Raw genomic sequence first — 24822 nt, 5'->3', positions numbered from 1 at the left:
CCGCCACAGCCAGTATTTCTTTCCCTTGATCAACACGACCATCTCATCGAGATGCCACTTGTCAGCAAAATTGCCACGGGACCGCCGACGAAGTTGATGGGCGAACTTCAGGACAAACTTCCTCGCCCATTCTGCGACGGTCTGAAACGACACGTCGATCCCACGCTCGGCAAGCACGTGTCAACGTCGCGCAGGCTCAGCGGGAACCGATAATAAAGCCACACCGCATGCGCGATGATCTCGGCGGGAAATCGGTGGCGTTTGTAGTGGGCGGTCGCATCTTTAGTCATGCCAATAGACTATTGCCTCGATCCGCAACAGTCGGTTAAGGCGACGCCACCCCTGAAAGCTATGTCGATGCGATCGGTGAGATGGGCCGGAGTGGGCTACAACTTGTCGAGCGCACGCAAGAGCGAGAAGGTGCGCGCGCCTGACAGACATCAGGCGTCTCCAATTTCTTCTCTGGGTTAGCGAAGGAACGCTTTCGATCAACAATGCCCAATGTCAGGGAAGTGTTGCAATCGAAGAGAACACACCCTATATGTAGGCACATACCTACAAGGAGGCCTCGTATGGGTGTAACAAGTTTATCCAGTCGTGAGGTCAACCACGACGTCAGCAAGGCTAAGAAAGCCGCCCAAGCCGGACCTGTAATTATCACGGATCGTGGCAAGCCATCTCATGTTTTGATGACTTACAGAGAGTTCGAGCGCCTGACTGGAAAGCACCGCAACCTCGTTTATGCACTTTCGATGCCCGGCCTGTCGACGATCGATCTGAACACCCCAAGAGCAGAAATTGTGAGCCGTGAGGTCGATCTGTCTTGAAATTTCTGCTCGACACGAACGTAATCTCCGAGCTGCGTAAGGTCGGAGATGGCAAGGCGGATGCGAATGTCACCCGTTGGGTCGGCGCGCAGGATTCGAGTGACTTGTTTATTTCTGCTATTACGATTTTGGAAATTGAGCGTGGCATACTGAGTCTCCAGCGCCGCGATGGGTCCCAGGGAGCTCGGCTGCGGAAATGGATGGATAGTCGCGTCCGGCCCGAATTCGAAGGGCGCATTCTGCCTATCGATGATGCTATAGCAACACGTTGTGCCCACCTGCATATCCCGGATCGTCGCAACGAGGCGGATGCTTTGATCGCCTCGACTGCGCTCGTTCACAATTTGAGCGTCGTCACGCGTAACATACAAGATTTCGATGGTACCGGCGCGATCGTCGTCGATCCCTGGCGGGGCTGAAACAGCGCGCGGTTGCCGAGAGCTGTCGATCTGCCTGACGACGTGAAACGTGTCGACATCGTTACTGTCGGCGCACGAGAATTATTGTTCTCGTTGGAGATGTTCCAATCAGTCCGCTAATTTCAGCGAGCACACGAATTTCGTTCCGTTTTCTCGGACGTAGCGGAATTCACCCTGCAGTTGGCTTACAAACGCTTTGATTAATCGTGTCCCCATTCCGGGCTGGTCCGTGTTGCCATCGAACCCGACGCCATCGTCTGCAATGTCCAGTTCTGCTGCGCCGTCAGGCAAAGATCGAAGTCTGACGTGGATAGCTCCTGCTGGTCGGCCATTGAATGCGTACTTCATACTGTTTGCAATCAATTCATTGACCAACAGAGCAAACGGTGTCGCCCTATCCGAGGCGATGTTCATATCCTCAACATCGAATGTCACAGTCACCGGCCGCCCGTGCACATCGACGATCGTCTTGATGAACGAGGGGATGAATTGCGCAGCCGACACGCCGCTGAATTGGTCGAAGCCATACATCTGCTCATGAACAGCAGACATCGCCGAGATGCGTTCGTTAAGCTTTTGCACGGCCTTAGGCTCGAACCCATGTAGACGGAGTAGCGCCATGACCGTCTGCAAGTTGTTTTTCACGCGGTGATGGATTTCCCGCATCAGCGTCTGGTTTGCTGTCAAGGCTTCCGCGAGCTGCTGCGTGTGTAAGGCATCTTCTCTAATCAGTCGCTGAATCCAAAGCGCGGCCGCGAGTGCGCCGATCATCGCGAAAATCACCAGCAATGCGGCGATTTTCGCGTCGTCCCAGAACGGTTGCATGAGGACGCGAACGTCTGCAGACGCGATGGCAACGAATGGCGTTCGCTCGATAATGCGATAACCGACCAAGCGGTCTTGGTTATCGACAGGAGAATAGGAGCGATAGTTTCCGGACGTCGCCTTTCTCATGTAGTCAGTGAACAAGATATATCCGCTCATATCGACAGGGCCTGAGGGTTCCGGATGCCGTGCGATGAGCTGTCCGTCTCGCCTGATGAGACTCACCGTTGAGTTCGGGCCCATATCAACGGCGTCCCAAATGGGTCTCAGGACATCGGCGTTAAAGGCAATGGCGGCGACGCCGGCGAAGCTGCCGTTGCGTTCTAGGCGGCGGCTAACGACGAAAATCTGGCGCTTTGTCAAGCGGCTGACAATCAGGGCCGAGGTGTATTCATCCGCGCCATTGCGCAAGCGTGTGAAATATTCCCGATCGGAAACATCCATCGCTTGTATTTTAGGGTCGTTGGAGAAGAGCGTTAGACCGTCGACGCCGACAACGTATGCCGTCACCTGGGGTGGGAGATCGGCCACAGCGGCATTGAGATCGTGGACCCGCTCGGGGTCGGCGGATAGAACGTTTGAGCCAAGAGAGTCGTCGATGCGATGCAGTGTCTCGCGAGCAAGCGAATTGAGCCAGACGGCATTAGCCGCAACGATTTTCGAAGCAGCGCTCACTTGGGTGTCAGCCCGTTGTGCAGTTGCTTGGTAACTTGAAGCAAGCCACAAGCCCAGCACGGACACCAGTGCGAGGAACATTAGGCCAATGACAGCAAGTGATGCTCGCCCAACGGAGCGCGGCCGCAACGCGCTGGAACCATTAATCATTCGTGCCATGCGGGCGGCTCCACTTGGTCTCAGATGACGATGGGGAATTCTTACCTCGCTGTCGTGCGCATCGCAACCAAGGGAAGATCCAAACGCATTGCCGCAGTCGACGGCGACCGAAAACGAATATCGGGATATGCAAGCCTTTGACGTCTGTAAGAGTTCGCATGAAATTGACAAGGAATAGCATCAGGGCCGTAGGGTCGGCGTCGCTCAAGGCGGTGGTGCTAGACTAAACGTGGAGCGAACTTCGTAGGCGTCTCATGTATATCTCATTGGCATATCCCAATCGGAGCATTAGGTAGACGATGTAAGTAGCGATCCGATCGGGAGTGATGCAGATGGAGCAGGGTGCGGTATTCCAGAGCAATCGAGGCCAAGCTATCCGCCTTCCAAAGGCCGTCGCTTTGCCTGACGATGTAAAGCGTGTCGACATTGTCGCTGTGGGACGCACTCGCATTATAACACCCGCTGGCGAGGTCTGGGACAGTTGGTTTGAAGGAGCAGCGGCGACATCGGACTTCATGAGTGAGCGTGATCAGCCAGCTTAGCAGGAATGCGAGGCATTCTAATGCTGAAGTACATGCTGGGACACCGACATTTGCGTTTTTCACAATCAAGAACCGACCACAGCAGCTGCGCGAGGCATTCAATCGCTTCCACAATCAATTGTTTATTAGATCGGTGAGCTTGATTGAGCTGATTTCTGGAGCGGAAAAATCAGCCAGTCCTGAAAAAACCTGCCCGTTGTGGAGGGCTTCGCGGCGCGCCTTGAGGTCGTACCGTATGATGAACCGGCAGCAAGCCATACGGGGCAACTACGGGCTGAGCTGGCGCGCACAGGAACTCCGATTGGTCCATATGATCAATTGATTGCCGGACATGCGCGCTCGCGTGGCTTGATTATCGTTACGAGTAATCGCAGGGAGTTTGATCGCGTCCCTGGCTTGCGGGTTGAAGACTGGACTGGTTAGTTCTCAGACGGTTGCTCAGCGTGCTAACATAGCCTGAGATGACGTATCTCCATAGGCACACTTACTTCTGGGTCCGAGGTTCGTATCAGTTCAAGACCAACGGCTACGGTTTGGTTGCCACCTGTGCGAAAGCGATGCGCACATTCCGACACCGACGGTGAGGGCGTCGACTTGCGTTTTCCCTTATCGTCCTCGTTTCCACCGTCAACCGCCGCTGCGATAGCGATGGATCTCGACAGAAGCTAGAAGTCCTCAATGCAGTCCTGAGGAACTTGCGATTTTCCATGAGCCATCGGATGGGCACGCAACGCCATCGAACCGCGTCGCACTATTGAGGCTCTGCTGGCTCGTAACGAACCGTCGGCAGCTCTCGACGCCACTACTCTTCGGGTTTATCTGCTCAATGACACCTGCGCTACCTGTTGCGGGGTTTGCCCAGGCGAGCCTGCTGATACCGGTAGGTGCGTTTCCAACAGCCTCGGCAATGATCGTCTCATCGGTTTCGGGCGCGGCTTTTGATGAAGTCGCCGAGATTGCTGATGTCTCAAGCGGTTCGGCATGGGAGCAAGCCAACAATGGAAACGAAAGCGCGAAGAATGTCAGGCAGCGAGATATCGATTTTCTATACATTAGATCCCCAGCAGTCTTCGGCCGTCATGCCAACGCATTATGGCGGCGGGATGTCCTCTTGTCCCTTGCGGCGGAGCGACGCTCTTCATCTTCACCGCAGACGAAGGCTAACCCCCATTCATTCGCATTTTATTAAATATGTTCGCAAATTACGGAGTTCGAGGGCGGATCGTTCGCGGCGCGAACGAGTTGACTGCGTGAAGCAACGGAGGTCACCCAGACATGCGTAACGGCACCGTACTCGTAGTGGAAGATGAGATCCTCATTCGCTTGATGTTGATCGATGTCCTGACGGAAAAGGGCTACCGCGTTGTCGAAGCGGGAAATGTTTTGGAGGCGATGGCAGCACTTGGACGCAACCCGCCGTTTGATGCGGTCATCACAGACATCGACATGCCAGGCTGCCTGAATGGTTTGGATTTGGCGAGCATGGTTCGAACTGTGGCGCCGAGAACGAAAATCATTGTCGCATCCGGTGGTCATGCCTTACAGAGTTGTCCCACTGACTGCCATTTTCTGCAGAAGCCCTATAGCTTAATCCAGCTGATCGATGTGTTGGGTCAAGACGTGGCTGAGCCAACGTCCAAGACGATGGCCCATGCAATCTAACGGCGGCGACCATCAGTTGATTTAGTCAGTTTCGGTGAACGATGCGGTGGTTGTTCGTCACCTCGCCACACTCTTCGTCGTCGCATCCCTCAGCTCCGCGCCGAGCAACCTATTTTTGGGAGAGTTGGATTCGTGGGCAGATCGTAGGGAGGGGTGGGAGGACTATCCTTTCTGATGCGATCAGCCCTGTTGGTAGGTCGTGGGCATGGCAGTGCCCTTTTTCAAAAAGCTGTTATCGATGGCCCTCAAAAGGAGCTCGTCGCGAGCCTCTTCACTTAACGCAATCTATGTGATTGTCATGTGCGGGGGTGTCCGTTCGCAAATCCTTTGCCTTGTGGCAATCCCGTTGATTAGCCGCGTCACTCCCGAAAGGATCGTTCGCGGCTTTGTTGCTTGTTCTCCCGAATCCACCAGGGTTTGTGATTGCCTGCTCGGCGGGTAAGGGGCTACTCGTGCCAAGCGAGGGGCCCGCCTGCTCTGGAAGAGTTTGAGCCCAGCCAACCGACAGAAAGGGCCCGATCGTGACTAAGAATATCGCTGAGGTAACCACGCGCATTGTCGCTCTCCTTTTTTGCCGAACGCTGGACGGTTACAGGAGTTCCCGGCATTCCATGCATCCTCACGCCCAAGTATAGCGCAGCACGTCTTCTCGCACCTAGGAGCGGAGTTTGCGGTTCGTGATCCGCGGTCACCGTATAGGCGCTTAGCGATGCTGATCTTCCGGGAGAGAAGATCCACGTCTGGTTTCTGAGCTACTGACGTTTTTAAGAGTTCATATGAGGTCGAAGCGGAACACCAGCGGGTCGTAGGTCGACCCCGCTCATGGCGAAGAAGCTCGCCCGGCGGTTACGAGCCCTAACATGGCCATAGAAGGACACCGCGCATCTTCCTTGCGATCACGCCGGAGGTCATTGGTGCGCCGGCACTGACCCATTGCTCGCGTTCAAGATCGGACATCAATCACTGTCATTGTACGACACCGGCCTTCCGCAGCCCGTCCATGACAAGCTCGAAATCGGCGGGGTTCTTGAACGGCAGGACTTTGCGACGGTATTCCAAGGAGTAGTCGGGATTGACGCGCAGCACCTCTTGCCATGTCGCGCGGGCCGCTTCGAAACGGCCGAGGTGCCCGTAACAGGCGGCCAGAAGCGCGCGCGAGACATCGGTGACTGGGTTGCGGCTAACGCGCTCCAGCAACAGTTCGACGGCCTGTTCGTACCTTGCCAGCTGAAACAAAGCCCAGGCCTGAAAGTGAAGAACGACATCCGGAAAGTACGGGTTCAGGATCCTCGCCCGATCGAAATAGGCGAGTGCCTCCTCGGGCCTGCCTGAATAGACAAGTGCCTCGCCGAGGCTGACCTGTCCTTCGGCAAAGTTTGGATTGAGGACGATCGCACGCTCGGCCTCGCTTATGGCATCGTCGTGCCGTCGCAAGTAGAGGTTGACGAGACTCAGCGACCAGTGCGCCACGGGATCGCTATCATCCCGCGCTGCCGCCCGCGTCGCAGCCTCTTCGGCTTGCTCGATCGACCGCTGCGGCGAGGCGCTCCAACGGTTCAGGTAGTCGAGCCCGTGCGTAAGGGCGAGGAACGCGTGCGCCGAGGCGAAATTCGGTTCCAGTTCGACGGCACGTTGCAACAGGTTGCGGGCGTCGCTGTTCGTTTGCTTCGTCAGCCGGTGCCACAGCTCCCGGCCACGCAAGAAGCAGTCGTACGCCTCGGGGTCCCGAGTCTGCCCCGGCGTAAGCTTTTGCCGGTCGCCCACTGTCAGGTTGACCGCCAGCGCGTCGACGATCTGCTGCGTGACATCGTCTTGAACCGCGAATATGTCGGTAAGGTCGCGATCGAACCGTTCCGCCCATAGATGCCCGCCAGTAGTCGCGTCGATCAGCTGCGCGGTGATGCGTACCCTGTTGCCCGATTTGCGTACGCTGCCCTCCAGTACATGTCGCACGCCGAGCTTCGTACCCACCTCCTGCACATGGACGTTCTTGCCTTTGAAAGTGAACGACGAATTGCGAGCAATGACGAAGAGCTGCGAGAGCTTCGATAGCGCCGTGATGATGTCTTCTGAGATGCCGTCGGCGAAGTAGTCCTGTTCGGCATCACCGCTCATGTTGGCGAAGGGCAGCACGGCGATCGAGAGCTTGGGCGACGCTGCCGTCGCTGGTTGGCTCGTCGTGTTTTCCGAGGCCGCAGCCAATTTGGTCCCCGTGCTGCCGACTTCCAGTGAATAGACCCGGATCGGATCGGCGATGTTCTTGAGCTGCGTGCTGCCGAGGTCGCTGACCGAGAGGTCAAGCCTCGCCTTGACTTGACGATAGGCATCCTCGGACAGACAGATGGCTCCCGCTGCGGCGACGCCTTCCAATCGCGAGGCGATGTTGACGCCGTCGCCCATCAGATCGCCGTCGCTTTCCTCGACGACGTCGCCTAAATGAATGCCGATCCGGAACTCAATGCGACGGTCCTGCGCAACGCCTTGATTGCGCTCCACCATAGCGTTCTGCACCTCAATGGCACAGCGCACGGCGTCCACCACGCTGCGGAATTCAACCAGCGCACCATCGCCGGTGCGCTTCACCACCCGGCCATGGTGCACGGCGATCGTCGGATCGATGAGATCACTACGCAGTGTCCGCAACCTCGCCAGGGTGAGGTCCTCGTCGGCACCGGCAAGCCGGCTGTACCCGACCACGTCCGCGGCCAGGATCGCAGCCAGCTTTCGGTTCTCGTTCATGGCGCTGTCTCCTGACATCACGATAACAGGGAGACAGAGGGCGAGAAAGAACTTTCACCCGTTGCTCAGATCAACCTTGGTCGAGATCGAGCTGGCCATGGCTTATGTGGAAGCAGCCGACGTTGTAGCCGCACGCAATGACTGCTTTGAGATGGTTCCGGCCTTCCAACGCGGCCGTTCCGAACGGGCCAGGTCGTGCCGATGTCCAAGCCCACCCGGATGTTCGTTTTTTGATATCCGCACTGAAATTGCCGGTCCGCTTCCGGCCCGACGCGGACAACGCCGGTCGCGGTTGCGCCCCGCGCGGGGATTTAGATCACGAATTCCTGCTCGTACGTCTGTGGCTCGGGAACGACGGTAACTTCCACCGGAATGATCCAATTGGCCGCGTAGCTCTCGCAGTCGGAACATGGGACGTCGGGCTGCACGCGTCCCGCCCCATCAGTTGCGCGACATCGCAGGATATGTTGACCCACTTCTTCAGGAGTCCACATGTACTCCCACAAGCGCCATGCAAAGGAACGTTCTGTTTCGAGGAGCCTTCCCTCGCGCCAGCCTCTGCCGTCTCCGGTACAGACTTGCACCTGCCGGACAGCCGTTTCTCCGCTCCAGGTGGCATCGAAAATCCTATACGGCTGGCCGACGATGAGACGCGCCCCCTCCACGGGACGCGCGATCTGCGCTTTGACTTCCATTTCCGTTAGCTGGACCAGCTTGGGTTCGCCTACGCTGCGCTCCCAGCGAAAATAGTCGCGGGCCTGCCAGTAGCCAAGGAACGGCTGCTCCACGACCGTGATATGCGTGATCCACTTGACCCAAGCCATGCCAAACCAACCGCCCACGACAGCGCGGAGCGGGTAGCCGTGATCGCGCGTCAACGGCTCCTCGTTCATCGAATAGGCAAGGATCGCGCTTTGTGCCATGGCCTTCTCAAGCGGTAGACTTCGCGCAAAAGCGATGGGGCCCGGCGAAGCCGTTTTCTTGTTCGCATCGACGACGCCACTGTCGGCCCCTACGAGCAGAACCTCGCGTGCGCTTGGCTTAACGCCCGCCATTTCCAAAATCTCGCGAAGAAGAACACCTGTCCACCGGGCATTGCCCACGGCTCCGTTCTGCCACTGGAGCCCCTCCTTTTGCGGCACATAGTAGATGCGCCCGTTCCCGGCGCACTCGACCACGGCGGGAAGGGTCGTGCTGCGCATTGCCTTGATGCTTGCGAGGTCAAGTTCGATCGGCCGCTCCACCGCCCCGTCAACGCGCAATTTCCACTCGCGGGGATTGAGGTCAGGCGACGTAAAATGGTTTCGGACGAAGAACAGATCGGTTGGGATCAGCCAATCCGAGAGCGACGCAAACGGAAACTCGATGTTCGGTGGCAATTTCTGTCGAACTATCGGACTGGGTTGCTCTGATGTCGGCATCGTCCCGTCTTCCTCCGAAGGCCACAACATTGGCAGTCGGTCGCGCAAATTCCGGTTCGATCACATCCCCTCGACCATCCTGCGGGGGCTGAGGCGATTGTCCTTTAGGCACTGCGACTGGAGAAGATCAGCAACATATTGTTGGCGGGCATCTCGATCGTCTCGCGGAGATTAAGTCCAGCCGCCGCACCCAGTTGTTCAAGATCAGCGATATCCCGAACACCCCACGATTGGTTACGCTGTTTTAAAGCCGCGTCGAATGCGGCGTTCGAGAGTGCGATGTGCGCGCCGTCGCGCATGAATGGACCGTAGAGAACAAGAATCCCACCAGCGCGAAGCAAGCGGCCAGCGCCTGCGAACAACCCTAAGCTCGCCGCCCATGGCGCGATATGGATCATATTGATGGATACGACGGCGTCAAAGTTCCCTGCCTGTTCGACGTCCCATTGTCCCGAGGACACATCGATGTCCCGCGGTGCCAGCACATTCTTCAGCCCTGCGAATTTGATCCAGCTGGACGTGCTGGTGCGGGCGGCGGCATCCGGATCGCTAGGCTGCCAGACGAGGTCAGGCATTGTACCCGCAAAACACACGACGTGCTCGCCTGTCCCCGAACCAATCTCCAGCACCACGCCATGCGTTGGTAGGACATCTTTTAGAACTGCCACGATTGGCGCAGAATTTCGCGCGACGGAAGGCGAAAACATGCGCTGATCTGCGCTCACGTCGCGCTGTTCCAGCGCAATAGGCGAACGGTCCTCGTTCCCTGGGGGTATTGTCTTGGATCTGCCTTGGGCCATGCATTCCACCTTATAGCTGAAATGATGGGACTGAAACCAAGGATTTCAGACTTCCAAAGGTGGTGTCGAGCGGCGGGTTCGGCCGGGGCGTAAAACGTCCACGTCGCTTCGGTTTAACTGCTCGCACGACTCAGGATGTACGTTTGTGAATCGACGCCGGGAAGCTGTATAACGGCTATCTCCTAACGTAGTCAAATCCGCAGGACCGCTCTGGGGAGGCGCTTCTGGGATTAACACTTCAAACGCAGGCCCCGCCGCGCGGCCCACTGAAAGCGGGGGGCGATGCGATCTGTTGCAAGGTACCGAGCCCGTTCAGCGCCTCAGGATTTGCGGATGGGCTTGGTAGATGGCAACGCCCGGCTGGTGGCGTTGCGGTGGAGAGCGCTGGTTCGAAAACCGCGGACAGGTACCGTCGCCTCCGCAGGCGTCGAAATGCCGGTCTGGTGGATTCGATAGGCATCGCATAGGAACCGCCGACGAGAGCCTGATCGCCATCGTAGGTCCAGTCGCCGGCAAGCGTAAAGGTTCCCGCCGAGACGCCGGCGATATCGATGATCGCGATGCCTTCGCTCGTCAGCGCCCCCCCGGGCCGCCGAGATTGGTGACGCGGATATAGCTCATGCCTGCGGAATTGCCCGTCACCAGGAGCTAATCGGTGGGAGGCGTCGCCCGCGATGACCGCGTCGATGGCAACCGTCCCGCCGCTCTCGATCTAGTTTCCGGAAATGGTCAGCGCGCCGACCCAAGGGTTGGTGGCGGCTACCACACTACCTGGATCGCGATGAGCACGAGAAAAGCGATCAACACCAGCGAGGCCATCCATGTCACAGTGCGATTTGCCTCGGCGAGTACCCGCGGCTTGGGGCCTCGCTTGGGATTGAATTTATGGCGACGGTTCTGCGGTCCATTCGCCTGCGATGATTTGTTTCCTGCTGCGATGGCTGCCGTTTCGTTCGAGATGGTGTAGTTCTCAATTCTAATCTACGCTGTTTCATGTGCGCGTTAAGTCTTTCTCGTCGGCACACATTGGCGGCGTTCCCGATCAAGGGCGCCATCAACAGCCAGCACGAGAAGATCCGCCAAGTGCCGTGGTCCAAGGACCACGAGACGACATCGGCCCGCAATAATCGGCACAGCTCAATACCGCTAAGCATCACGAGCACTCCGGCAAAGAACATGATGAACCTACTGAGCGTATCTGCGCCGAAGCCAGCTTTCGGTTCTCGCTCCTGGCGCTGTCTCCTAACTTCACGATAACCGGGAGACAAAGGATAAGAAAGAAATTTCAGCCGCTGCTAAGAGTAACCTTGGTAGAGATCGAGATGGCCATGGCTCTTGTGGAAGCCGTCGACGTCGTAGCCCCCGCAATAACTGCATTGAGATCTTCCCGGCCCTCCAACGGGTCGTTTCCGAAAGCCCCAATCGGGATCAGGTCACGCGGGTGTACACGCCCGTCCAGATGTCCGTTTTGTGATAGTCCGCACCGAAATTGCCTTATCCGCTTCCGGCCCTAAGCCGCCGTTGAGCTTCTTGAAACGAAGTCGCTTGTTCAGGCCGCATCCTGTAGCAAACTATCGGTTGACTTTCAGCGCAACGCCTCTATTTTGAGTTTTATCGATCTTTTGCTTGCCGAGCTTTGTCTACCGCGCGATTGGCACCGCGCTCTATTCGAACCTTCTCTTTCAAAAATAGTCGTATCACCGTCCGCGAAGCATTGGCTCCGCGGAACCTCACTCTATGCTTTGAAAGGGTTCATCATGACCACTGGCACAGTAAAATGGTTCAATTCCACCAAAGGCTTCGGCTTCATCCAGCCTGACAACGGCGGCGCTGACGCGTTCGTACACATCTCTGCCGTCGAGCGCGCCGGAATGCGCGAAATCGTCGAGGGCCAGAAGATCGGCTACGACCTCGAGCGCGATAACAAGTCGGGCAAGATGTCCGCCTGCAACCTGCAGGCCGCATAATTGATCGAGCGGTCCCGTTGACCACGGATGTACTGGCAACGGAACAGCGCGTTTGAAAGGCCGGGCAGCATTGCCCGGCCTTTTCGTTTTTACTCCTGAAATCCGAGGAGGGTTCATGCCCCAGAGCAAATCCAGACAGCAGGCCGAAATCGCATTCGACCGCGTCCAATCCCAGTTCTTCGCACGCGGCCAGGCCGTTGAGGAACTTCAGACCGAGGAGCAGGCACGACAGGCTAAGACCCAACGGCTTCGAGACGCACGGCTCGCTCGTGACGAGGCAAGGGATCAAACTCGCTGAGTTACCTTCGTTTGCGGTTTACCGTAACGGCCGCAGGTGCCAAGAGGTCGTGACACGATCCGATTGTACGATGTCTCACCTTGTGGCATTGCCAGCATCCCAGCTATGGTCGCGGACAGTAGGGGACCTATCCATGTCAGACGAGAAGCAATCACTATCCGTAGTCGTTCGATCCGATGAGAAGGGCCATTGGGTAGAATGGAATAACGACGGCGCTACCGAATCGCTGGGACCATACCAGAACGAGAAGACGTCCAGTGACGTGCGCGCCGCCAAAGAACGCGAGTTCACTGAAAACGCGGGTCACATCGACGACGCTTGACTACGCGCTAACAGCCCCTGGGTGGCGTGATCGTTCGCCTATCCCAAGCCATATCCGTCCGACAATAGTTCTCGGATCATAGTTACGACTTCGGCGACGGCGAGCGCATTCTTCGTCTGCTCAGTGACCTCAAATTGCACGGGCCGCTTCATTCTCTTCTGGATGATGGTAGCGCGGTCCCGGATCGAACTACCCGACCACAAGTCCTCGACCCCGCAGCCTAACCACAGGCGCGGAGCATGCTGTCGATGGCGAGATTGAAGAGCGCCAATTCTCGGTGCGTCCCGCTCATTTCAAGCCGAACGCGGATTGACCACACGTTCTTGGGCTGAAGCGGCCGCTTTTGACCAACCAAATTCCCTTATTCCAAGGACGCCGGGTACGCAGCACAGTGTCCATGAAAAGCCCCTGCCGCTCCTCCGACCTCGTCGCCCGTGGGAAGGTGATGATAATCACGGTTTGTCGCCACTCGGCCCCACTCCGGTCATCTATGTAGTCCCGCTTCCCATTCCAAACGGAGCATACTCATGACTGCGGTGTCCCATCTTTCGTCCCCGACCTTGGCAGAGGACCGCCTCACTCCCTCGTGAAGAAAGCCGACTTTGTTGTAGGTTCGGATAGCGGCAGTGTTCCAGCTATAAACGTTCAGCTCGGTTCTCTCGATTCCGGGATGAGAGAATGCCTGCTCCAGTGCCGCTTCCAGCAACGGCTTTGCCAATCCTTGTCCCCGCATTGCGGGCGCGACCATGACTCGACCGATCCTTGCGACGCCATTTATCCAGTCCAAAGCCAGTTGGACATGGCCTACCGGAACTTCGTTGGCGTCAACCGCCGTCCAAGATAGCCTCTTTGGCGGTGCCGTCGTCCCCTCGATGATCATTTGCTCAAGCTGATCGTCGGTGAGCGGATAAGTCAGATATGGTCCGCCCCACTGTACGACTTCGCGTTCGCTGGTGAGCCAACTACGTAGGATTGGGAAGTGCATTGTCTCGAATTTTATCAGATTCATCGTCTGCTCATCACAACTGAACCGAGATAGAGCCATAAGCCCGTAGCGCCTACAGTGCAATGACAGCTATTGGCTGGCGCGAAGCCGAAGACCGCAGTCGGCGGCGGTGGGCCGGGTCGTGCTTTTCCGCCTCTAGAACGACGTTTCTGGCCCTCCTTCGTCAGACGTGTACCAATGCCTCTGCTCGATTGTTGCATACCGCTAAATTTGGGGTTGAAATACACTGCAACCACGGAGATCGGAAATGGTCAGAATCAAACAGGCAGCAGCGGCACGTTGTCGTAGATAGTTTCAACAGCGCGCAAGCCGCATTGCGCTTTTGTCTCGTGAACGGGGCTGATGTGCTGTCTGATCCGTCGACCACACGCAGAGATCTCCTTGAAGCGACGGCTGCGACCAATGACACACTGGCGGCGCTCGATAGTATCCAGGCATGGCCTAAGGCCGAGACGTACGAGGACGCATAGCGCACTTTGCGTGCTGGTTGGCAGGTCGTGCCATCAAGCCCGTGTCGATCCTCCAGGCCAGAAAACCGAGCGTGGACGAATTGGCTGCGCGATGCGAGATGCTGCGCGACAAGGATACAGCGGTGCGACAATTATGTGTGCTCACCTTCGTCCCGAAGAATGAGCTTGTCAGCTGGTCAGAGCATCAATGACAGCTGATGCGTGTGAATTCCGTCTTCTTTTTCAAGCGATGACAAGGTGACGCCCAGCAATCGAACGCCCTTCGGTGGTGGGAACACGGGCTCCAGTAGCGAGCCTATAGCCTCCTCGATTTCGAAGGCGGATAGGAAAGACCGATCGCCGGTTCTGGCGCGGGTGATCTGCGTAAAGTCAGCATATTTCACCTTCAGGGTGACGGTTTTCGCCCGGATGGCATTGGCTTCGCAATATCGCCAGACCTTTGCGATCAGCGGTCGCACCCTTTCGAGGGCCGGCTCGTAGGAATGGATGTCTTGCGCGAAGGTATCCTCGGCGCCGACAGATTTGCGAACCCTGTCCGGCTTGACGCGGCGTTCATCGATGCCCCGCGCAATGCCGTAAAAGTATGGACCTGACTTCCCGAAATGCTGCGTCAGGAACTGCAGTGACTGTGCCTTCAAATCGGCGCCGGTCTGAATTCCGAGGCGATGCATCTTCTCGGCTGTGGCCGGCCCGACACCATGAAATTTCTTCACCGCCAGCGCCTCGACAAAAGCCGGGCCATTCTTCGGCGTGATGACAGCTTGGCCATTGGGTTTGTTGAGGTCGGAGGCCATTTTGGCGAGAAATTTGTTGTATGAGATGCCGGCTGACGCATTGAGCCCGGTGACCGCCTTGATCTTCGCGCGGATCTCCAGCGCGATCTCGGTCGCGATCGGCATATTCTTCAAGTTCTCGGTCACATCGAGATATGCCTCGTCGAGCGACAGTGGCTCGATCAACGGCGTGTATTCCGCAAAGATTTCACGGATCTGCTGCGAGACCGCGCGATAGACCTCGAAGCGCGGCGTCACAAAAATCAGATCTGGGCATTTGCGAGCGGCCGTAACCGAAGGCATCGCCGAATGAACGCCGAATTTTCGGGCTTCATAGCTGGCTGCCGCGACCACGCCTCGCGCGGCAGCGCCGCCGACCGCCAGCGGCTTGCCGCGAAGTTCCGGATTATCGCGCTGTTCCACCGACGCATAAAATGCGTCCATGTCGACGTGGATGATCTTTCTGGTGATTGTAGCGGCCATGACATCTATAGGTGCGATCTCAGGCGCTACCGCCATCATTCGGCCCGAACTTGTCGCTTGGCCCCATAACTGCCTCCCAGTAACCCGTCTCGGCTTCGTCGAGCTCCTGGTCCAACTCTGGATACGGGCGTGTGTCATCGGGCAGTTCGACCCAAGCCGTATCGCCGGCAAGCGACGATCCAACCTGCAAATCAACCGTGCTGGAGTCCGGCCGATGACATGACTCGTAGGGGAATTCGCCAAATCTCGTGAGCAGATCAGCAGCGCCGGGCGAGAAATAATAGATCGGTCGCTCGTCCCGGCTCCGATAGAAGGCGGCGACATCCCAATCGAAGCTGTCGCGATGCGGCAAAAACAATCTCAGAAAATGATCCTGGACCGCAAGACGAAATTTAGGTTCCGGCATCGACGATATCGCGGGGTCGAGTTTGAGCCAGCTCATGTCCATATCCTTTCCTGTCGGAAAGAACAAAATAAGAACATTGTTGGCGAGAGTCAAACTATGTGAGTGTACTCGGACGCTGTCATGATCACAAAAGCATGGCCTGCTGCATGGGCTCGCCATCTTTCGAAACGATCGATGAGCCATACGGCTCGCGAGACGAAATCATCAGAGAGTTGTTGGGTAGCGGCCGCGCCAGGTGCATCGCCTCATCCCACGGCGCCCGCATCCAGACGTCGGTCTCCTCCAGCGTGAGCAGCAGTACCGGCATCGCCTTTTTATGGATCGGCTTCACCAGCGCATTCCGGTCGGTGGTGAGGAAGCCATAGAGATCATCGGTCGTCAGCCCGTCCTTCACCTTCCTGACGCTCTTCCATTGCGGCACATGAATGCCAGCGAAAAACATCAGCGACTTTTCCTCATCGCGGGCAAACCAAGCGTTCGGTACGTTGCCGCCGTCTTCCTGGCTGGCCGGATCCGGTTCGGCGAAGCTGGTAACGGGCACAAGGCATCGATGCTCGACACCAAACCAGCGCTTCCAATGGGGTAGGTTGAGCTTGCGAACGTTGGTGACGCCGCGGTCTGGCTCCATGCGAATGAGCTCGTCCACGTCGACGGTCTGGCCCTTGGCTCTAAGTTTTGCGGCGCGGGTCTCCGCTGCCTCTTTCTGAACGAAGATCGGCGAGGGGAGCCCCCAGCGCGCCTGTACGAGTTGCTTTTTCCCGCCGGCGGTGTTGCGGACGATCGGGCCCATCTGATTGGGATTCATCTGATAGGCCGGCATGATGTTGATCAGGCTGTCGACGTCCTGCGCCCATTTGCTGACCCAGTCTCTGTCTTCCATCCGATATAGATTGCACATCCGATACCCGTCCCTCCCGATAGAACCGGATCTAACTTAGCGCACGTCGCGTCGTTCGCTAGTCGAGGCGAAAGACGACGGCATTGTCCTGACGCTCCCGCAGTCCCTTGTAGGACGCATGGCGAAGCTTTCCGTCCGCTGTCCAGGCACGGAACTCGATCTCGGCAATCAAGGTCGGCTGGACCCAGATGACCTTGCCCCCGGCATCACCGGGTTCCACCGGTGGCTGCTTTCGCTTCCAGGCCAGCTTGTCCAGCATCTTCCTTAGGCTCGCTGTTCCCGCTTCCTTGAAGCCTGTGCCAACGTTGCCGACATGCACAAGCTCATCGCCGCGATAGGCGGCAAGCACCAGGGAGGCGAAGCCGCCCGTCAGCGCGGTCGACGGCTCGTACCCGACGATGAAGAAGGCCTCGCTCTCGACGCACTTAATCTTGACCCAGTCACCGGTCCGGCCGGATCGATAAGGCTGATCCCGGTCCTTGCCGACAATGCCCTCCAAACCGAAGCGACGGGCATGTTCGAGCAGGACATCAGGATCGGCATCCAGCTCCTCCGAAATTTGGATGGCGCCGTCCTGGCCGTTCAGAAGATCCTCGAGCAGACGGCGACGAGACCCATACTCGACCCCGCGCAGATCGTGACCATCGAGATAGAGGAGATCGAAGGCATAGAGCATGGCGTTGGACGCCCGATTTCCCGCCTTGTTGCCTGAGGCGCCGAGCGACTTCTGCAGCAACCCGAAATCCGACCGCCCCTCAGCGTCGAGAACGACAGCCTCGCCATCAATGATCATAGTCGCCGGTCCAAGAGCGCGGGCCGCTTCTGCGATATCAGGAAACCGATGCGTCCAGTCATGCCCGCCGCGCGTCAGGATCCTGACGCCTTGTGGTTCAGCGTGCACGGCCAGGCGATAGCCGTCCCACTTGGCCTCCCATCCCCACTGGTCTCCGCGCGGCGGCCGTTGCTTGACCTTGGCAAGCGCCGGCTCAACCCGATCAGGCATGGGATCGAATAGAAGCTGCGGCTGGGCAGGATTGCGCTTCCGCTGCGGCTGCGAGCGGATTGGCGCATCGATATCACGAAGGAGTGGCTTTGATCTCGGTGGCTTCGTCATGGCAGCAGTTCAGCAGGGAAAGTTTAAGAACACTGTGACGATCTCAGCTTTATCCCCGTTATCCAAGCGGATAGTGATTGCACTCGCTCCACGGGGAAAAAAATCTCAAGATAGCTACCGTTTTGATTCCGATAGCAATTCGCGGAATTTCTAATCTTCAGGATAATATTCCCATCCTCTCGGTTGCTTGACTCTTTGCTCCGACGGGAACAGAAACGGAACATCCGCATTTTGCTCGACATGATGTCGGCTCGATCCTGACGCCACACGACCTTGAAGGGAGCCGTGAACGATGACTGCTGCCCGTCAAAGGGTGATCTCCGATTTGCGCGAGCGGATCTCGACGCTTGAGGGTGTGTCGCCCAGGAAGGCCGGCTGTCTTGCCTTCGGCGTTCCTGACATCGACGCCATTTTGCCCGGCGGAGGTCTCGCCTATGGCGCGCTGCATGAGTTCGCCGGCGGCGGGGCGGGGACCGTCGATGGTGCCGCCGCCGCCCTTTGTGCCGCCGGCATTGCCGCGCGAACCAAGGGCCCGATCGTCTGGTGCCTGACCCGGCCCGACCTGTTCTTCCCCGCGCTGGTGCAGGTTGGCCTTCATCCCGACCGGGTGATCTTCGTCGAGTCCGACAAGGAAGAAGACGTGCTTGCCAACATGGAGGAGGGCTTGGCCTTCGGTGGCCTCGGCGCCGTGGTCGGCGAGCTCGTCCGATTACCAATGGTCAGCTCCAGGCGGCTGCAGCTTGCCGCGGAACGCACGGGCACGATGGCGCTCGCGGTGCGGCGATGGCGACGGCAGACAGAGGCTAACGACTTTGGCCAGCCGACCGCCTCGACGACGCGATGGCGTGTCAGCGTCATGCCGTCCGAGGACCTTCCCGTGCCTGGCGTCGGGCGGGCGCAGTGGTTTTTGGAATTGATGCGCGTGAAAGCGGGTGAGTGTGCTGAGTTTCTCGTAAGGGCATGTGATGACAAGGGTCGTATCGATCTATCTCCCGGATCTGCCGACCGATCGGATCAGACGCGACGATCCGTCCATTCCGGCTGAGCAGGCAATCGCGGTGATCGCCAGGAGCGGCTCGAAACGTTGGGTATCGGCCGTGGATGCGGCTGCGCGAAAAGCCGGCCTGCGTGTTGGCATGCCGGCGGCCAAGGCCCAGGCGTTGTTTCGCGGACTGATGCTTGTTGATGCTGAGCCCGATGTCGATGCGGCCGCGCTCGAGCGGATTACGCTGTGGGCGCTCACCCAATACTCCCCGATCGTTGCCGTCGACGGCACTGATGGCATCGTGCTCGATACGGAAGGCGCCGATCATCTTCAGGGTGGTGAACTGCCCATGGTCACGAAGATCTCCAACCAGTTCCTGGCGCGCAAGCTCACGGCGCGCGTGGCAATAGCCGACACCTGGGGTGCGGCGCACGCCTGCGCGCGGGCCATCAGCCGCGAGACCGTCATCGTACCGACAGGTAAGACGGTCGCTGCCGTCGAAAAGCTGCCGATCACGCTGTTGCGCCTGCCGGAGAAGATCCTCAGTGATCTCCGCACGCTGGGTTTCCAGACTGTCGGCGAATTGGCCAATACGCCGCGCGCGCCGCTGACGCTGCGTTTCGGACCGGAAATCGCCCGGCGCCTCGACCAGATGTTTGGCCGCGTCGCAGAGCCGATCGATCCGATACGAACGCCAGAGATGGTCGAGGTCGCAAGAGCCTTCGCAGAGCCAATCGGGGCTGCCGAGACCATCGACAAATATGTCGGCCGCCTGGTCGTACAGCTGATTGGCGAGCTGCAGAAGCGCGGTCTCGGCGTGCGCCGCGCCGACCTGATCGTCGAGAAGGTCGACGGCAGCAGGCAGGCGATCCGTGCCGGAACGGCCAAGCCGGCGCGCGATGTCGCCTGGCTCACGAAGCTGTTTCGCGACCGGACGGAAAAGATCGAGCCCGGTTTCGGGATCGAGAAACTGACGCTGATTGCCGTGATGGTAGAGCCACTCGAGGATATGCAAAGGGTCTCGTCCCTGGTCGAGGACGAGGTGAGGGATGTCACCCCGCTGATCGACATTTACGGCAATCGCGGTCAGCGGGTCTATCGTGTCGCCCCTGTCGCCTCCGATGTGCCCGAACGCTCGGTTCAACGCATTGCCGCCGCCTCTGATCTGCTCGAAGTCGCATGGGTCGGTCAATGGCGCCGGCCGGTGCGGTTGTTGCCGCGGCCAGAGCTGATCACGGCCATTGCCCTGATGCCGGACCATCCGCCGGCCTCGATCACCTGGCGTGGCCGGCGGCGCAAGGTCAAACGTGCCGACGGTCCCGAGCGCATCTTCGGCGAGTGGTGGCAACGCGACGCCGAGATGGAGGCAGTCAGGGATTACTTCGTTATCGAAGATGAAGCCGGCGAACGGCTCTGGGTGTTCCGGGCAGGTGATGGTGTCGATCCGGAGACCGGTGACCATCGCTGGTTCATGCACGGGATATTCGCATGAGCTATGCCGAGCTTCAGGTCACGACGCATTTCTCGTTTCTGCGCGGAGCATCGTCGGCCAACGAGCTCTTCATCCGGGCAAAAGAGCTTGGCATCGAGGCGGTCGGTGTGGTCGATCGAAACAGCCTGGCCGGTATCGTTCGTGCGCTGGAAGCGTCACGCGCCACCGGCCTGCGACTGGTCGTCGGCTGCCGGCTGGATCTTGCCGATGGCATGTCTGTGCTGGTCTATCCGACCGATCGCGCCGCCTATTCCCGGCTGACGCGCCTGATCACCCTTGGAAAGAGCCGAGGCGGCAAGAACAACTGCATTCTCCATTGGGACGACGTCGTCGCCTATTGCGACGGGATGATCGGCATTCTGGTGCCTGATCTCGCTGACGAGACCTGCGCCGTACAGTTGCGCAAGCTGGCCGAGATCTTTGGCGATCGTGCCTATGTCTCGCTCTGCCTGCGCCGGCGCCCGAACGACCAGCTGCGCCTGCACGAGATCTCCAACATGGCCGTGCGGTTCAAGGTCAAAGCTGTCGTCACCAATGATGTGCTTTTCCATGAGCCGGGCAGGCGACAGCTGCAGGATATAGTCACCTGCATCCGTCACAGAACCACCATTGACGATGTCGGCTTCGAGCGCGAGCGACATGCCGATCGCTATCTCAAGCCGCCGGAGGAAATGCAGCGGCTGTTTCCGCGTTATCCGGAGGCGCTCGCGCGGACGATGGAGATCGTGCGGCGTTGCACGTTTTCGCTCGAGGAGCTGACCTATCAATATCCGGAGGAGGCGATCGTGCAGGGCAAGGACGCCCAATCCTCGCTCGAGCACCATGTCTGGCAATGCGTGCCCGATCGCTATCCCGAGGGTTTGCCACCAGATGTGCTGAAGATCGTTCGCCATGAGCTCGGTCTCATCCGCACCATGAAATACGCGCCCTATTTCCTGACTGTCTTCTCGATCGTCCGTTATGCCCGCAGTCAGGGGATCTTGTGCCAGGGTCGCGGTTCGGCCGCCAACAGTGCCGTCTGCTATATTCTCGGCATCACCTCGATCGACCCTTCGACCAACGACCTGCTGTTCGAGCGCTTCGTCAGCCAGGAGCGCGACGAACCGCCTGACATCGACGTGGATTTCGAGCACGAGCGGCGCGAGGAGGTCATACAATGGATCTACCGGACCTACGGCCGGGAGAAGGCGGCACTTTGCGCCACCGTCACCCGCTACCGGGCCCGCGGTGCCATCCGCGATGTCGGCAAGGCGCTCGGACTGCCTGAAGACGTAATCAAGGCGCTCTCATCAGGCATGTGGTCCTGGTCGGAAGAAGTCTGCGACCGTAATGTTCGTGAGCTCAATCTCAATCCGGACGATCGGCGTCTCGTCCTGACCCTGAAGCTGGCGCAGCAACTGATGGGTGCGCCGCGCCATCTCGGCCAGCATCCCGGAGGCTTCGTGCTGACCCATGACCGGCTCGACGATCTCGTTCCGATCGAGCCGGCGACGATGAAGGACCGGCAGATCATCGAGTGGGACAAGGATGACGTCGAGGCGCTGAAGTTCATGAAGGTCGATGTGCTGGCGCTCGGCATGCTCACCTGCATGGCCAAGGCCTTCGAGCTCATCCGCGAGCACAAGGATGAGCCGATCGATCTTGCTTCCATTCCTCAAGAGGATCCGGCGACCTATGCGATGATCCGCAAGGCAGACACGCTCGGGACCTTTCAGATCGAAAGCCGCGCCCAGATGGCGATGCTGCCGCGATTGAAGCCGCGCACCTTCTATGATCTCGTCGTGCAGGTGGCGATCGTCCGGCCCGGGCCGATCCAGGGTGACATGGTGCATCCCTATCTGCGCCGGCGCGAAGGCAAAGAGGCAGTCGAATATCCGACGCCCGAGCTTGAGGCGGTGCTCGGCAAGACGCTGGGCGTTCCGCTGTTTCAGGAAAGCGCCATGCGCGTCGCCATGGTCTGTGCCGGATTCACTGGTGGCGAGGCGGACCAGCTGCGCAAATCCATGGCGACCTTCAAGTTCACCGGCGGCGTGTCCCGCTTCAAGGACAAGCTTGTCTCCGGCATGGTGAAGAACGGCTACTCGCCGGAATTTGCGGAAAAGACCTTCTCGCAGCTCGAAGGGTTTGGCTCCTACGGCTTTCCGGAAAGCCATGCGGCGTCGTTCGCCCTGATTGCCTACGCCTCCAACTACATCAAGCGGCATCATCCTGACGCCTTCTGCGCGGCGCTGATCAACAGTCAGCCAATGGGGTTTTACGCGCCGGCCCAGATCGTCGGCGACGCGCGAGCGCATGGGGTCGAGGTGCGTCCGGTCTGCATTAACCGGTCCCGGTGGGACTGCACGCTGGAAAGGATCGGCGATTCTGATCGCCATGCCGTCCGGCTCGGCTTCCGGCGGGTGAAAGGCCTGGCGGTTGCGGATGCGGCCCGGATCGTCGCGGCTCGCATGAACCGGGATTTCCAGTCGGTCGACGATACATGGCGTCGATCCGGCGTAACCGCCGAAGCCCTCGTTCAGTTCGCGCAGGCCGATGCTTTCCTGCCTACGTTGAAGCTCGAACGGCGCGATGCCCTCTGGGCGATCAAGGCGCTGCGCGATGAACCCCTGCCGCTGTTTGCCGCAGCCGCCGAACGCGAGATGCAGACCATCGCCGAACAGCAGGAGCCAGAAGTGGAGCTTCGGCAGATGACGGACGGGTACAATGTTATCCAGGACTACAGCCATACCGGCCTGACGTTGCGCCAGCATCCGATTGCCTTCCTGCGCCAGGATCTGCGGGAGCGCAACATCATCACCTGCAACGAGGCGATGAATGCGCGCGACGGCCGGTGGGTCTATACCGCAGGCCTCGTCCTCGTGCGACAAAAGCCAGGGTCAGCCAAGGGAGTGATGTTCATCACCATCGAGGACGAGACCGGGCCGGCCAATATCGTGGTCTGGCCGACGCTGTTTGAAAAACGTCGCCGCGTCGTGCTTGGATCCTCGATGATGGCGATCAATGGGCGGATTCAGCGGGAAGGGGAGGTGGTCCACCTGGTGGCGCAGCAGCTGTTCGATCTATCGGGCGATCTGTCGGGGCTTGCGGACCGTGACACCGAGTTCAAGCTACCGACGGGTAGGGGCGACGAGTTTGCCCATGGGGGTGGTCCGGATCCGCGCGATGCGAAGCCCGTCGTTCAGGCGCGGGATATGTTTGTGCGCGATCTCCACATCGATACGTTGAAGGTGAAGGCCCGGAATTTTCATTGACTGATGTCTATTGAGCAAACCGGTCGTATTGATTCAACAGCACGGAGTAACGCTCTATAGCTTGCCGCTGCATGTCTAATGAGGAATATCCGCAGAGGGATAAAGCGTCGCACCGACTATCTGAGCTGCAGTTGCCAGGCGCTTGTCCCTCGTCCACAGGCTAGATCTTCGGTCGAGGAGGGTTGAAGTCAAAAGGTGTGCGTCGGTGTAGCCGATCCCCATGCTGAAAATCTTATGGCGATCAATTACAGTCATCACCTCCGCATGCGTTGCGATCACTGCCTCACGCTGAGCTGCGAGAAACGCTATTACCGCGTCCCGTTCTCGCAGACTACCTAGAGCGAGTTCGCCGACTACGAATGGGTGGCAAAGCAGCCGATCATCTCCGATGATTTTAGTCAACTCGGAGTCGCCGTGTCGAAAATGATCAATCCAGATTGAGCTATCAACAAGGATCACTTGGCCACTTCGCTCCGCCGGCGAGGGGCTACCTCGGCCTCGGGCATAGAGCCGCCGAGAGCAATCAGTCGCTTGCCGGATTCGACGCGTACCAACGTCTCCAATGCTTGGCGCACAAGAGCCGCCGTTTCCTTCGTACCTGTTAGGGATCTGGCCCGTTCGATGAGGCTGTCGTCGAGACTGATAGTGGATCGCATATCCAGCTCCAAAGGGTCGATGCTACTTTAGCACCATTTGGTGCAAAAATCTATGCCTATCAAGCCGGCTGTCATCACTATGTCTGTTGCGGATCACCTGTTCAAATCCATTCACGCCCTGCATTTGTCCATCGCACGGTATTTAGCGTCGAGACAGTCGGACATCGCTCGCCGGCTTCGCTCGGCCGGCGCCCGCATCGGCAATGCCGCGCATGATGGAAGCATCCAGTGCTGTGAGGCGGGTCTCGCGATCCTGAACCAGTCGCACACCTTCACGCAGGACGTCGCTTTTCGAACCATAGCACCGTATCGACGAGTTGCTGGATATAGCTTTCGAGCTGTTTTCCCAGCCCGGCACTGATCATGCGGTCCTCCATCTAATATGGTGGAAACAAGATAGGCTTTTTATCAACTCTTACCAAGATTGCCGATCCTCTCTACCGCTGTCAGCGTCGGCCATTTTTTTAGCAATCTGTCTAAAGACACCTCCGATCGTCGTGTCCACGACCCGCCTATGTCGAACGGGATCTTGTGGTAATCCCCCCGTTTTTAACGGGGCTCCGCAGTAGAATTCACGCGGCCATTTTCAGTTTCTGTGCGGGTGTTATGCCGCCGATGCCCATATTGGGCCG

The 24822-nt window shown here is 58.5% G+C and carries 22 protein-coding genes and 3 pseudogenes; 11 read left to right on the top strand and 14 right to left on the bottom strand.

Features of this window, described 5'->3' with window-relative positions:
* A pseudogene (locus ASE04_RS14145) lies at window positions 1–290 on the bottom strand (IS6 family transposase); the annotation flags it as partial.
* 282 nt (window positions 291–572) lie between these two features.
* Here ASE04_RS14145 and ASE04_RS14140 point away from each other — a divergent pair.
* Window positions 573–827 (top strand): type II toxin-antitoxin system prevent-host-death family antitoxin, encoded by a 255-nt coding sequence (locus ASE04_RS14140; protein WP_056818254.1) that lies wholly within the window; start codon window positions 573–575, stop codon window positions 825–827.
* Window positions 824–1246 carry a type II toxin-antitoxin system VapC family toxin gene (locus ASE04_RS14135; RefSeq protein WP_056818252.1) on the top strand — a complete coding sequence of 141 codons (423 nt, stop codon included), beginning with the start codon at window positions 824–826 and terminating at the stop codon, window positions 1244–1246. Before ASE04_RS14140 ends, ASE04_RS14135 begins: the two co-directional genes overlap by 4 nt.
* Window positions 1247–1354: 108 nt before the next feature.
* On the opposite strand, the gene ASE04_RS14130 is transcribed toward ASE04_RS14135, so the two are convergent.
* Entirely contained in the window at window positions 1355–2905 is a 1551-nt protein-coding gene (locus ASE04_RS14130) for a sensor histidine kinase (protein WP_244490409.1), read from the bottom strand.
* A gap of 332 nt (window positions 2906–3237) precedes the next feature.
* On the opposite strand from ASE04_RS14130, the gene vapB reads away from it, so the two are divergent.
* Both vapB and vapC read left to right on the top strand, forming a co-directional pair.
* Complete coding sequence (vapB, locus tag ASE04_RS14125; RefSeq protein ID WP_056818261.1) at window positions 3238–3447, top strand: type II toxin-antitoxin system VapB family antitoxin; 210 nt, start codon at window positions 3238–3240, stop codon at window positions 3445–3447.
* Between the two features lie 20 nt (window positions 3448–3467).
* Window positions 3468–3870, top strand: a pseudogene (gene vapC / locus ASE04_RS32200) (type II toxin-antitoxin system tRNA(fMet)-specific endonuclease VapC).
* A 252-nt stretch (window positions 3871–4122) separates the two neighbouring features.
* Here vapC and ASE04_RS30040 read toward each other — a convergent pair.
* Window positions 4123–4500: an RT0821/Lpp0805 family surface protein gene (locus tag ASE04_RS30040; RefSeq protein WP_082597342.1), complete on the bottom strand. Its 378-nt coding sequence runs from the start codon at window positions 4498–4500 to the stop codon at window positions 4123–4125.
* Window positions 4501–4722: 222 nt separating this feature from the next.
* Between ASE04_RS30040 and ASE04_RS14120 the strand changes: the two genes are divergently transcribed.
* Window positions 4723–5109: a response regulator gene (locus tag ASE04_RS14120; RefSeq protein WP_056818250.1), complete on the top strand. Its 387-nt coding sequence runs from the start codon at window positions 4723–4725 to the stop codon at window positions 5107–5109.
* 966 nt (window positions 5110–6075) lie between these two features.
* On the opposite strand, the gene ASE04_RS14110 is transcribed toward ASE04_RS14120, so the two are convergent.
* From ASE04_RS14110 to ASE04_RS14100, 3 genes are all read right to left on the bottom strand, one after another.
* A complete protein-coding gene (locus ASE04_RS14110; RefSeq protein WP_056818246.1) occupies window positions 6076–7848 on the bottom strand; it encodes an adenylate/guanylate cyclase domain-containing protein in 1773 nt (590 codons plus the stop codon).
* 311 nt (window positions 7849–8159) lie between these two features.
* Window positions 8160–9227 (bottom strand): sulfite oxidase, encoded by a 1068-nt coding sequence (locus ASE04_RS14105; protein ID WP_274533876.1) that lies wholly within the window; start codon window positions 9225–9227, stop codon window positions 8160–8162.
* Window positions 9228–9373: 146 nt separating this feature from the next.
* On the bottom strand, window positions 9374–10045 hold the full coding sequence (locus tag ASE04_RS14100) for a DUF938 domain-containing protein (protein ID WP_056818258.1): 672 nt from the start codon (window positions 10043–10045) through the stop codon (window positions 9374–9376).
* Between the two features lie 1781 nt (window positions 10046–11826).
* Between ASE04_RS14100 and ASE04_RS14090 the strand changes: the two genes are divergently transcribed.
* The 3 genes from ASE04_RS14090 (at window position 11827) to ASE04_RS14080 (ending at window position 12656) form a co-directional block, all read left to right on the top strand.
* Window positions 11827–12036 (top strand): cold-shock protein, encoded by a 210-nt coding sequence (locus ASE04_RS14090; RefSeq protein ID WP_056818240.1) that lies wholly within the window; start codon window positions 11827–11829, stop codon window positions 12034–12036.
* 115 nt (window positions 12037–12151) lie between these two features.
* Window positions 12152–12334, top strand: coding sequence for a hypothetical protein (locus tag ASE04_RS14085; protein WP_056818238.1), 183 nt, complete (start codon window positions 12152–12154; stop codon window positions 12332–12334).
* 133 nt (window positions 12335–12467) lie between these two features.
* On the top strand, window positions 12468–12656 hold the full coding sequence (locus tag ASE04_RS14080) for a hypothetical protein (protein WP_056818236.1): 189 nt from the start codon (window positions 12468–12470) through the stop codon (window positions 12654–12656).
* Between the two features lie 484 nt (window positions 12657–13140).
* Here ASE04_RS14080 and ASE04_RS14070 read toward each other — a convergent pair whose 3' ends face one another.
* The 5 genes from ASE04_RS14070 to ligD all read right to left on the bottom strand — a co-directional run bounded on the left by ASE04_RS14070 (window position 13141) and on the right by ligD (window position 17806).
* Window positions 13141–13665, bottom strand: coding sequence for a GNAT family N-acetyltransferase (locus ASE04_RS14070; protein ID WP_056818234.1), 525 nt, complete (start codon window positions 13663–13665; stop codon window positions 13141–13143).
* A 643-nt stretch (window positions 13666–14308) separates the two neighbouring features.
* Window positions 14309–15424, bottom strand: a complete 1116-nt coding sequence (dinB, locus tag ASE04_RS14065; RefSeq protein WP_244490408.1) for a DNA polymerase IV — start codon at window positions 15422–15424, stop codon at window positions 14309–14311.
* A complete protein-coding gene (locus ASE04_RS14060; protein WP_156408787.1) occupies window positions 15408–15830 on the bottom strand; it encodes a hypothetical protein in 423 nt (140 codons plus the stop codon). Before ASE04_RS14060 ends, dinB begins: the two co-directional genes overlap by 17 nt.
* An 88-nt stretch (window positions 15831–15918) precedes the next feature.
* Window positions 15919–16692 carry an SOS response-associated peptidase family protein gene (locus ASE04_RS14055; RefSeq protein WP_056818230.1) on the bottom strand — a complete coding sequence of 258 codons (774 nt, stop codon included), beginning with the start codon at window positions 16690–16692 and terminating at the stop codon, window positions 15919–15921.
* Window positions 16693–16750: 58 nt separating this feature from the next.
* Window positions 16751–17806 carry a non-homologous end-joining DNA ligase gene (ligD, locus tag ASE04_RS14050; RefSeq protein ID WP_056818228.1) on the bottom strand — a complete coding sequence of 352 codons (1056 nt, stop codon included), beginning with the start codon at window positions 17804–17806 and terminating at the stop codon, window positions 16751–16753.
* A 292-nt stretch (window positions 17807–18098) separates the two neighbouring features.
* Here ligD and ASE04_RS14045 point away from each other — a divergent pair, with 292 nt between their 5' ends.
* From ASE04_RS14045 to ASE04_RS14035, 3 genes are read left to right on the top strand one after another with little or no spacing between them, the layout of a single operon-like run.
* Window positions 18099–18851: an ImuA family protein gene (locus ASE04_RS14045; protein WP_056818226.1), complete on the top strand. Its 753-nt coding sequence runs from the start codon at window positions 18099–18101 to the stop codon at window positions 18849–18851.
* Window positions 18772–20283, top strand: a complete 1512-nt coding sequence (locus ASE04_RS14040) for a Y-family DNA polymerase (protein WP_056818224.1) — start codon at window positions 18772–18774, stop codon at window positions 20281–20283. The genes ASE04_RS14045 and ASE04_RS14040 overlap by 80 nt, the downstream gene beginning before the upstream one ends.
* Window positions 20280–23534 (top strand): error-prone DNA polymerase, encoded by a 3255-nt coding sequence (locus ASE04_RS14035; RefSeq protein ID WP_056818222.1) that lies wholly within the window; start codon window positions 20280–20282, stop codon window positions 23532–23534. The genes ASE04_RS14040 and ASE04_RS14035 overlap by 4 nt, the downstream gene beginning before the upstream one ends.
* A 75-nt stretch (window positions 23535–23609) precedes the next feature.
* Here ASE04_RS14035 and ASE04_RS31575 read toward each other — a convergent pair whose 3' ends face one another.
* The 3 genes and pseudogenes from ASE04_RS31575 to ASE04_RS14020 form a co-directional block, all read right to left on the bottom strand.
* Window positions 23610–23993 carry a type II toxin-antitoxin system VapC family toxin gene (locus ASE04_RS31575; RefSeq protein ID WP_056818219.1) on the bottom strand — a complete coding sequence of 128 codons (384 nt, stop codon included), beginning with the start codon at window positions 23991–23993 and terminating at the stop codon, window positions 23610–23612.
* Window positions 23990–24190 (bottom strand): type II toxin-antitoxin system VapB family antitoxin, encoded by a 201-nt coding sequence (locus tag ASE04_RS14025; RefSeq protein WP_056818217.1) that lies wholly within the window; start codon window positions 24188–24190, stop codon window positions 23990–23992. The genes ASE04_RS31575 and ASE04_RS14025 overlap by 4 nt, the downstream gene beginning before the upstream one ends.
* Window positions 24191–24301: 111 nt before the next feature.
* A pseudogene (locus ASE04_RS14020) lies at window positions 24302–24555 on the bottom strand (type II toxin-antitoxin system ParD family antitoxin).
* Window positions 24556–24822 lie beyond the last annotated feature (267 nt).

This window comes from Rhizobium sp. Root708 (genome assembly GCF_001429725.1).
Lineage (GTDB): Bacteria > Pseudomonadota > Alphaproteobacteria > Rhizobiales > Rhizobiaceae > Rhizobium.
The sequence above is the reverse complement of the archived record's forward strand: the minus strand, read 5'-3'. Positions and strand labels throughout refer to the sequence as shown.

Bases quoted from the DNA above. Each gene is read 5' to 3' on its own strand.
- ASE04_RS14140 (WP_056818254.1), top strand. From the start codon at position 573: ATGGGTGTAACAAGTTTATCCAGTCGTGAGGTCAACCACGACGTCAGC.
- ASE04_RS14130 (WP_244490409.1), bottom strand. From the start codon at position 2,905: ATGGCACGAATGATTAATGGTTCCAGCGCGTTGCGGCCGCGCTCCGTT.
- vapB (WP_056818261.1), top strand. From the start codon at position 3,238: ATGGAGCAGGGTGCGGTATTCCAGAGCAATCGAGGCCAAGCTATCCGC.
- ASE04_RS30040 (WP_082597342.1), bottom strand. From the start codon at position 4,500: ATGTATAGAAAATCGATATCTCGCTGCCTGACATTCTTCGCGCTTTCG.
- ASE04_RS14120 (WP_056818250.1), top strand. From the start codon at position 4,723: ATGCGTAACGGCACCGTACTCGTAGTGGAAGATGAGATCCTCATTCGC.
- ASE04_RS14110 (WP_056818246.1), bottom strand. From the start codon at position 7,848: ATGAACGAGAACCGAAAGCTGGCTGCGATCCTGGCCGCGGACGTGGTC.
- ASE04_RS14090 (WP_056818240.1), top strand. From the start codon at position 11,827: ATGACCACTGGCACAGTAAAATGGTTCAATTCCACCAAAGGCTTCGGC.
- ASE04_RS14085 (WP_056818238.1), top strand. From the start codon at position 12,152: ATGCCCCAGAGCAAATCCAGACAGCAGGCCGAAATCGCATTCGACCGC.
- ASE04_RS14080 (WP_056818236.1), top strand. From the start codon at position 12,468: ATGTCAGACGAGAAGCAATCACTATCCGTAGTCGTTCGATCCGATGAG.
- ASE04_RS14070 (WP_056818234.1), bottom strand. From the start codon at position 13,665: ATGAATCTGATAAAATTCGAGACAATGCACTTCCCAATCCTACGTAGT.
- dinB (WP_244490408.1), bottom strand. From the start codon at position 15,424: ATGGCGGTAGCGCCTGAGATCGCACCTATAGATGTCATGGCCGCTACA.
- ASE04_RS14060 (WP_156408787.1), bottom strand. From the start codon at position 15,830: ATGAGCTGGCTCAAACTCGACCCCGCGATATCGTCGATGCCGGAACCT.
- ASE04_RS14055 (WP_056818230.1), bottom strand. From the start codon at position 16,692: ATGTGCAATCTATATCGGATGGAAGACAGAGACTGGGTCAGCAAATGG.
- ligD (WP_056818228.1), bottom strand. From the start codon at position 17,806: ATGACGAAGCCACCGAGATCAAAGCCACTCCTTCGTGATATCGATGCG.
- ASE04_RS14045 (WP_056818226.1), top strand. From the start codon at position 18,099: ATGACTGCTGCCCGTCAAAGGGTGATCTCCGATTTGCGCGAGCGGATC.
- ASE04_RS14040 (WP_056818224.1), top strand. From the start codon at position 18,772: ATGACAAGGGTCGTATCGATCTATCTCCCGGATCTGCCGACCGATCGG.
- ASE04_RS14035 (WP_056818222.1), top strand. From the start codon at position 20,280: ATGAGCTATGCCGAGCTTCAGGTCACGACGCATTTCTCGTTTCTGCGC.
- ASE04_RS14025 (WP_056818217.1), bottom strand. From the start codon at position 24,190: ATGCGATCCACTATCAGTCTCGACGACAGCCTCATCGAACGGGCCAGA.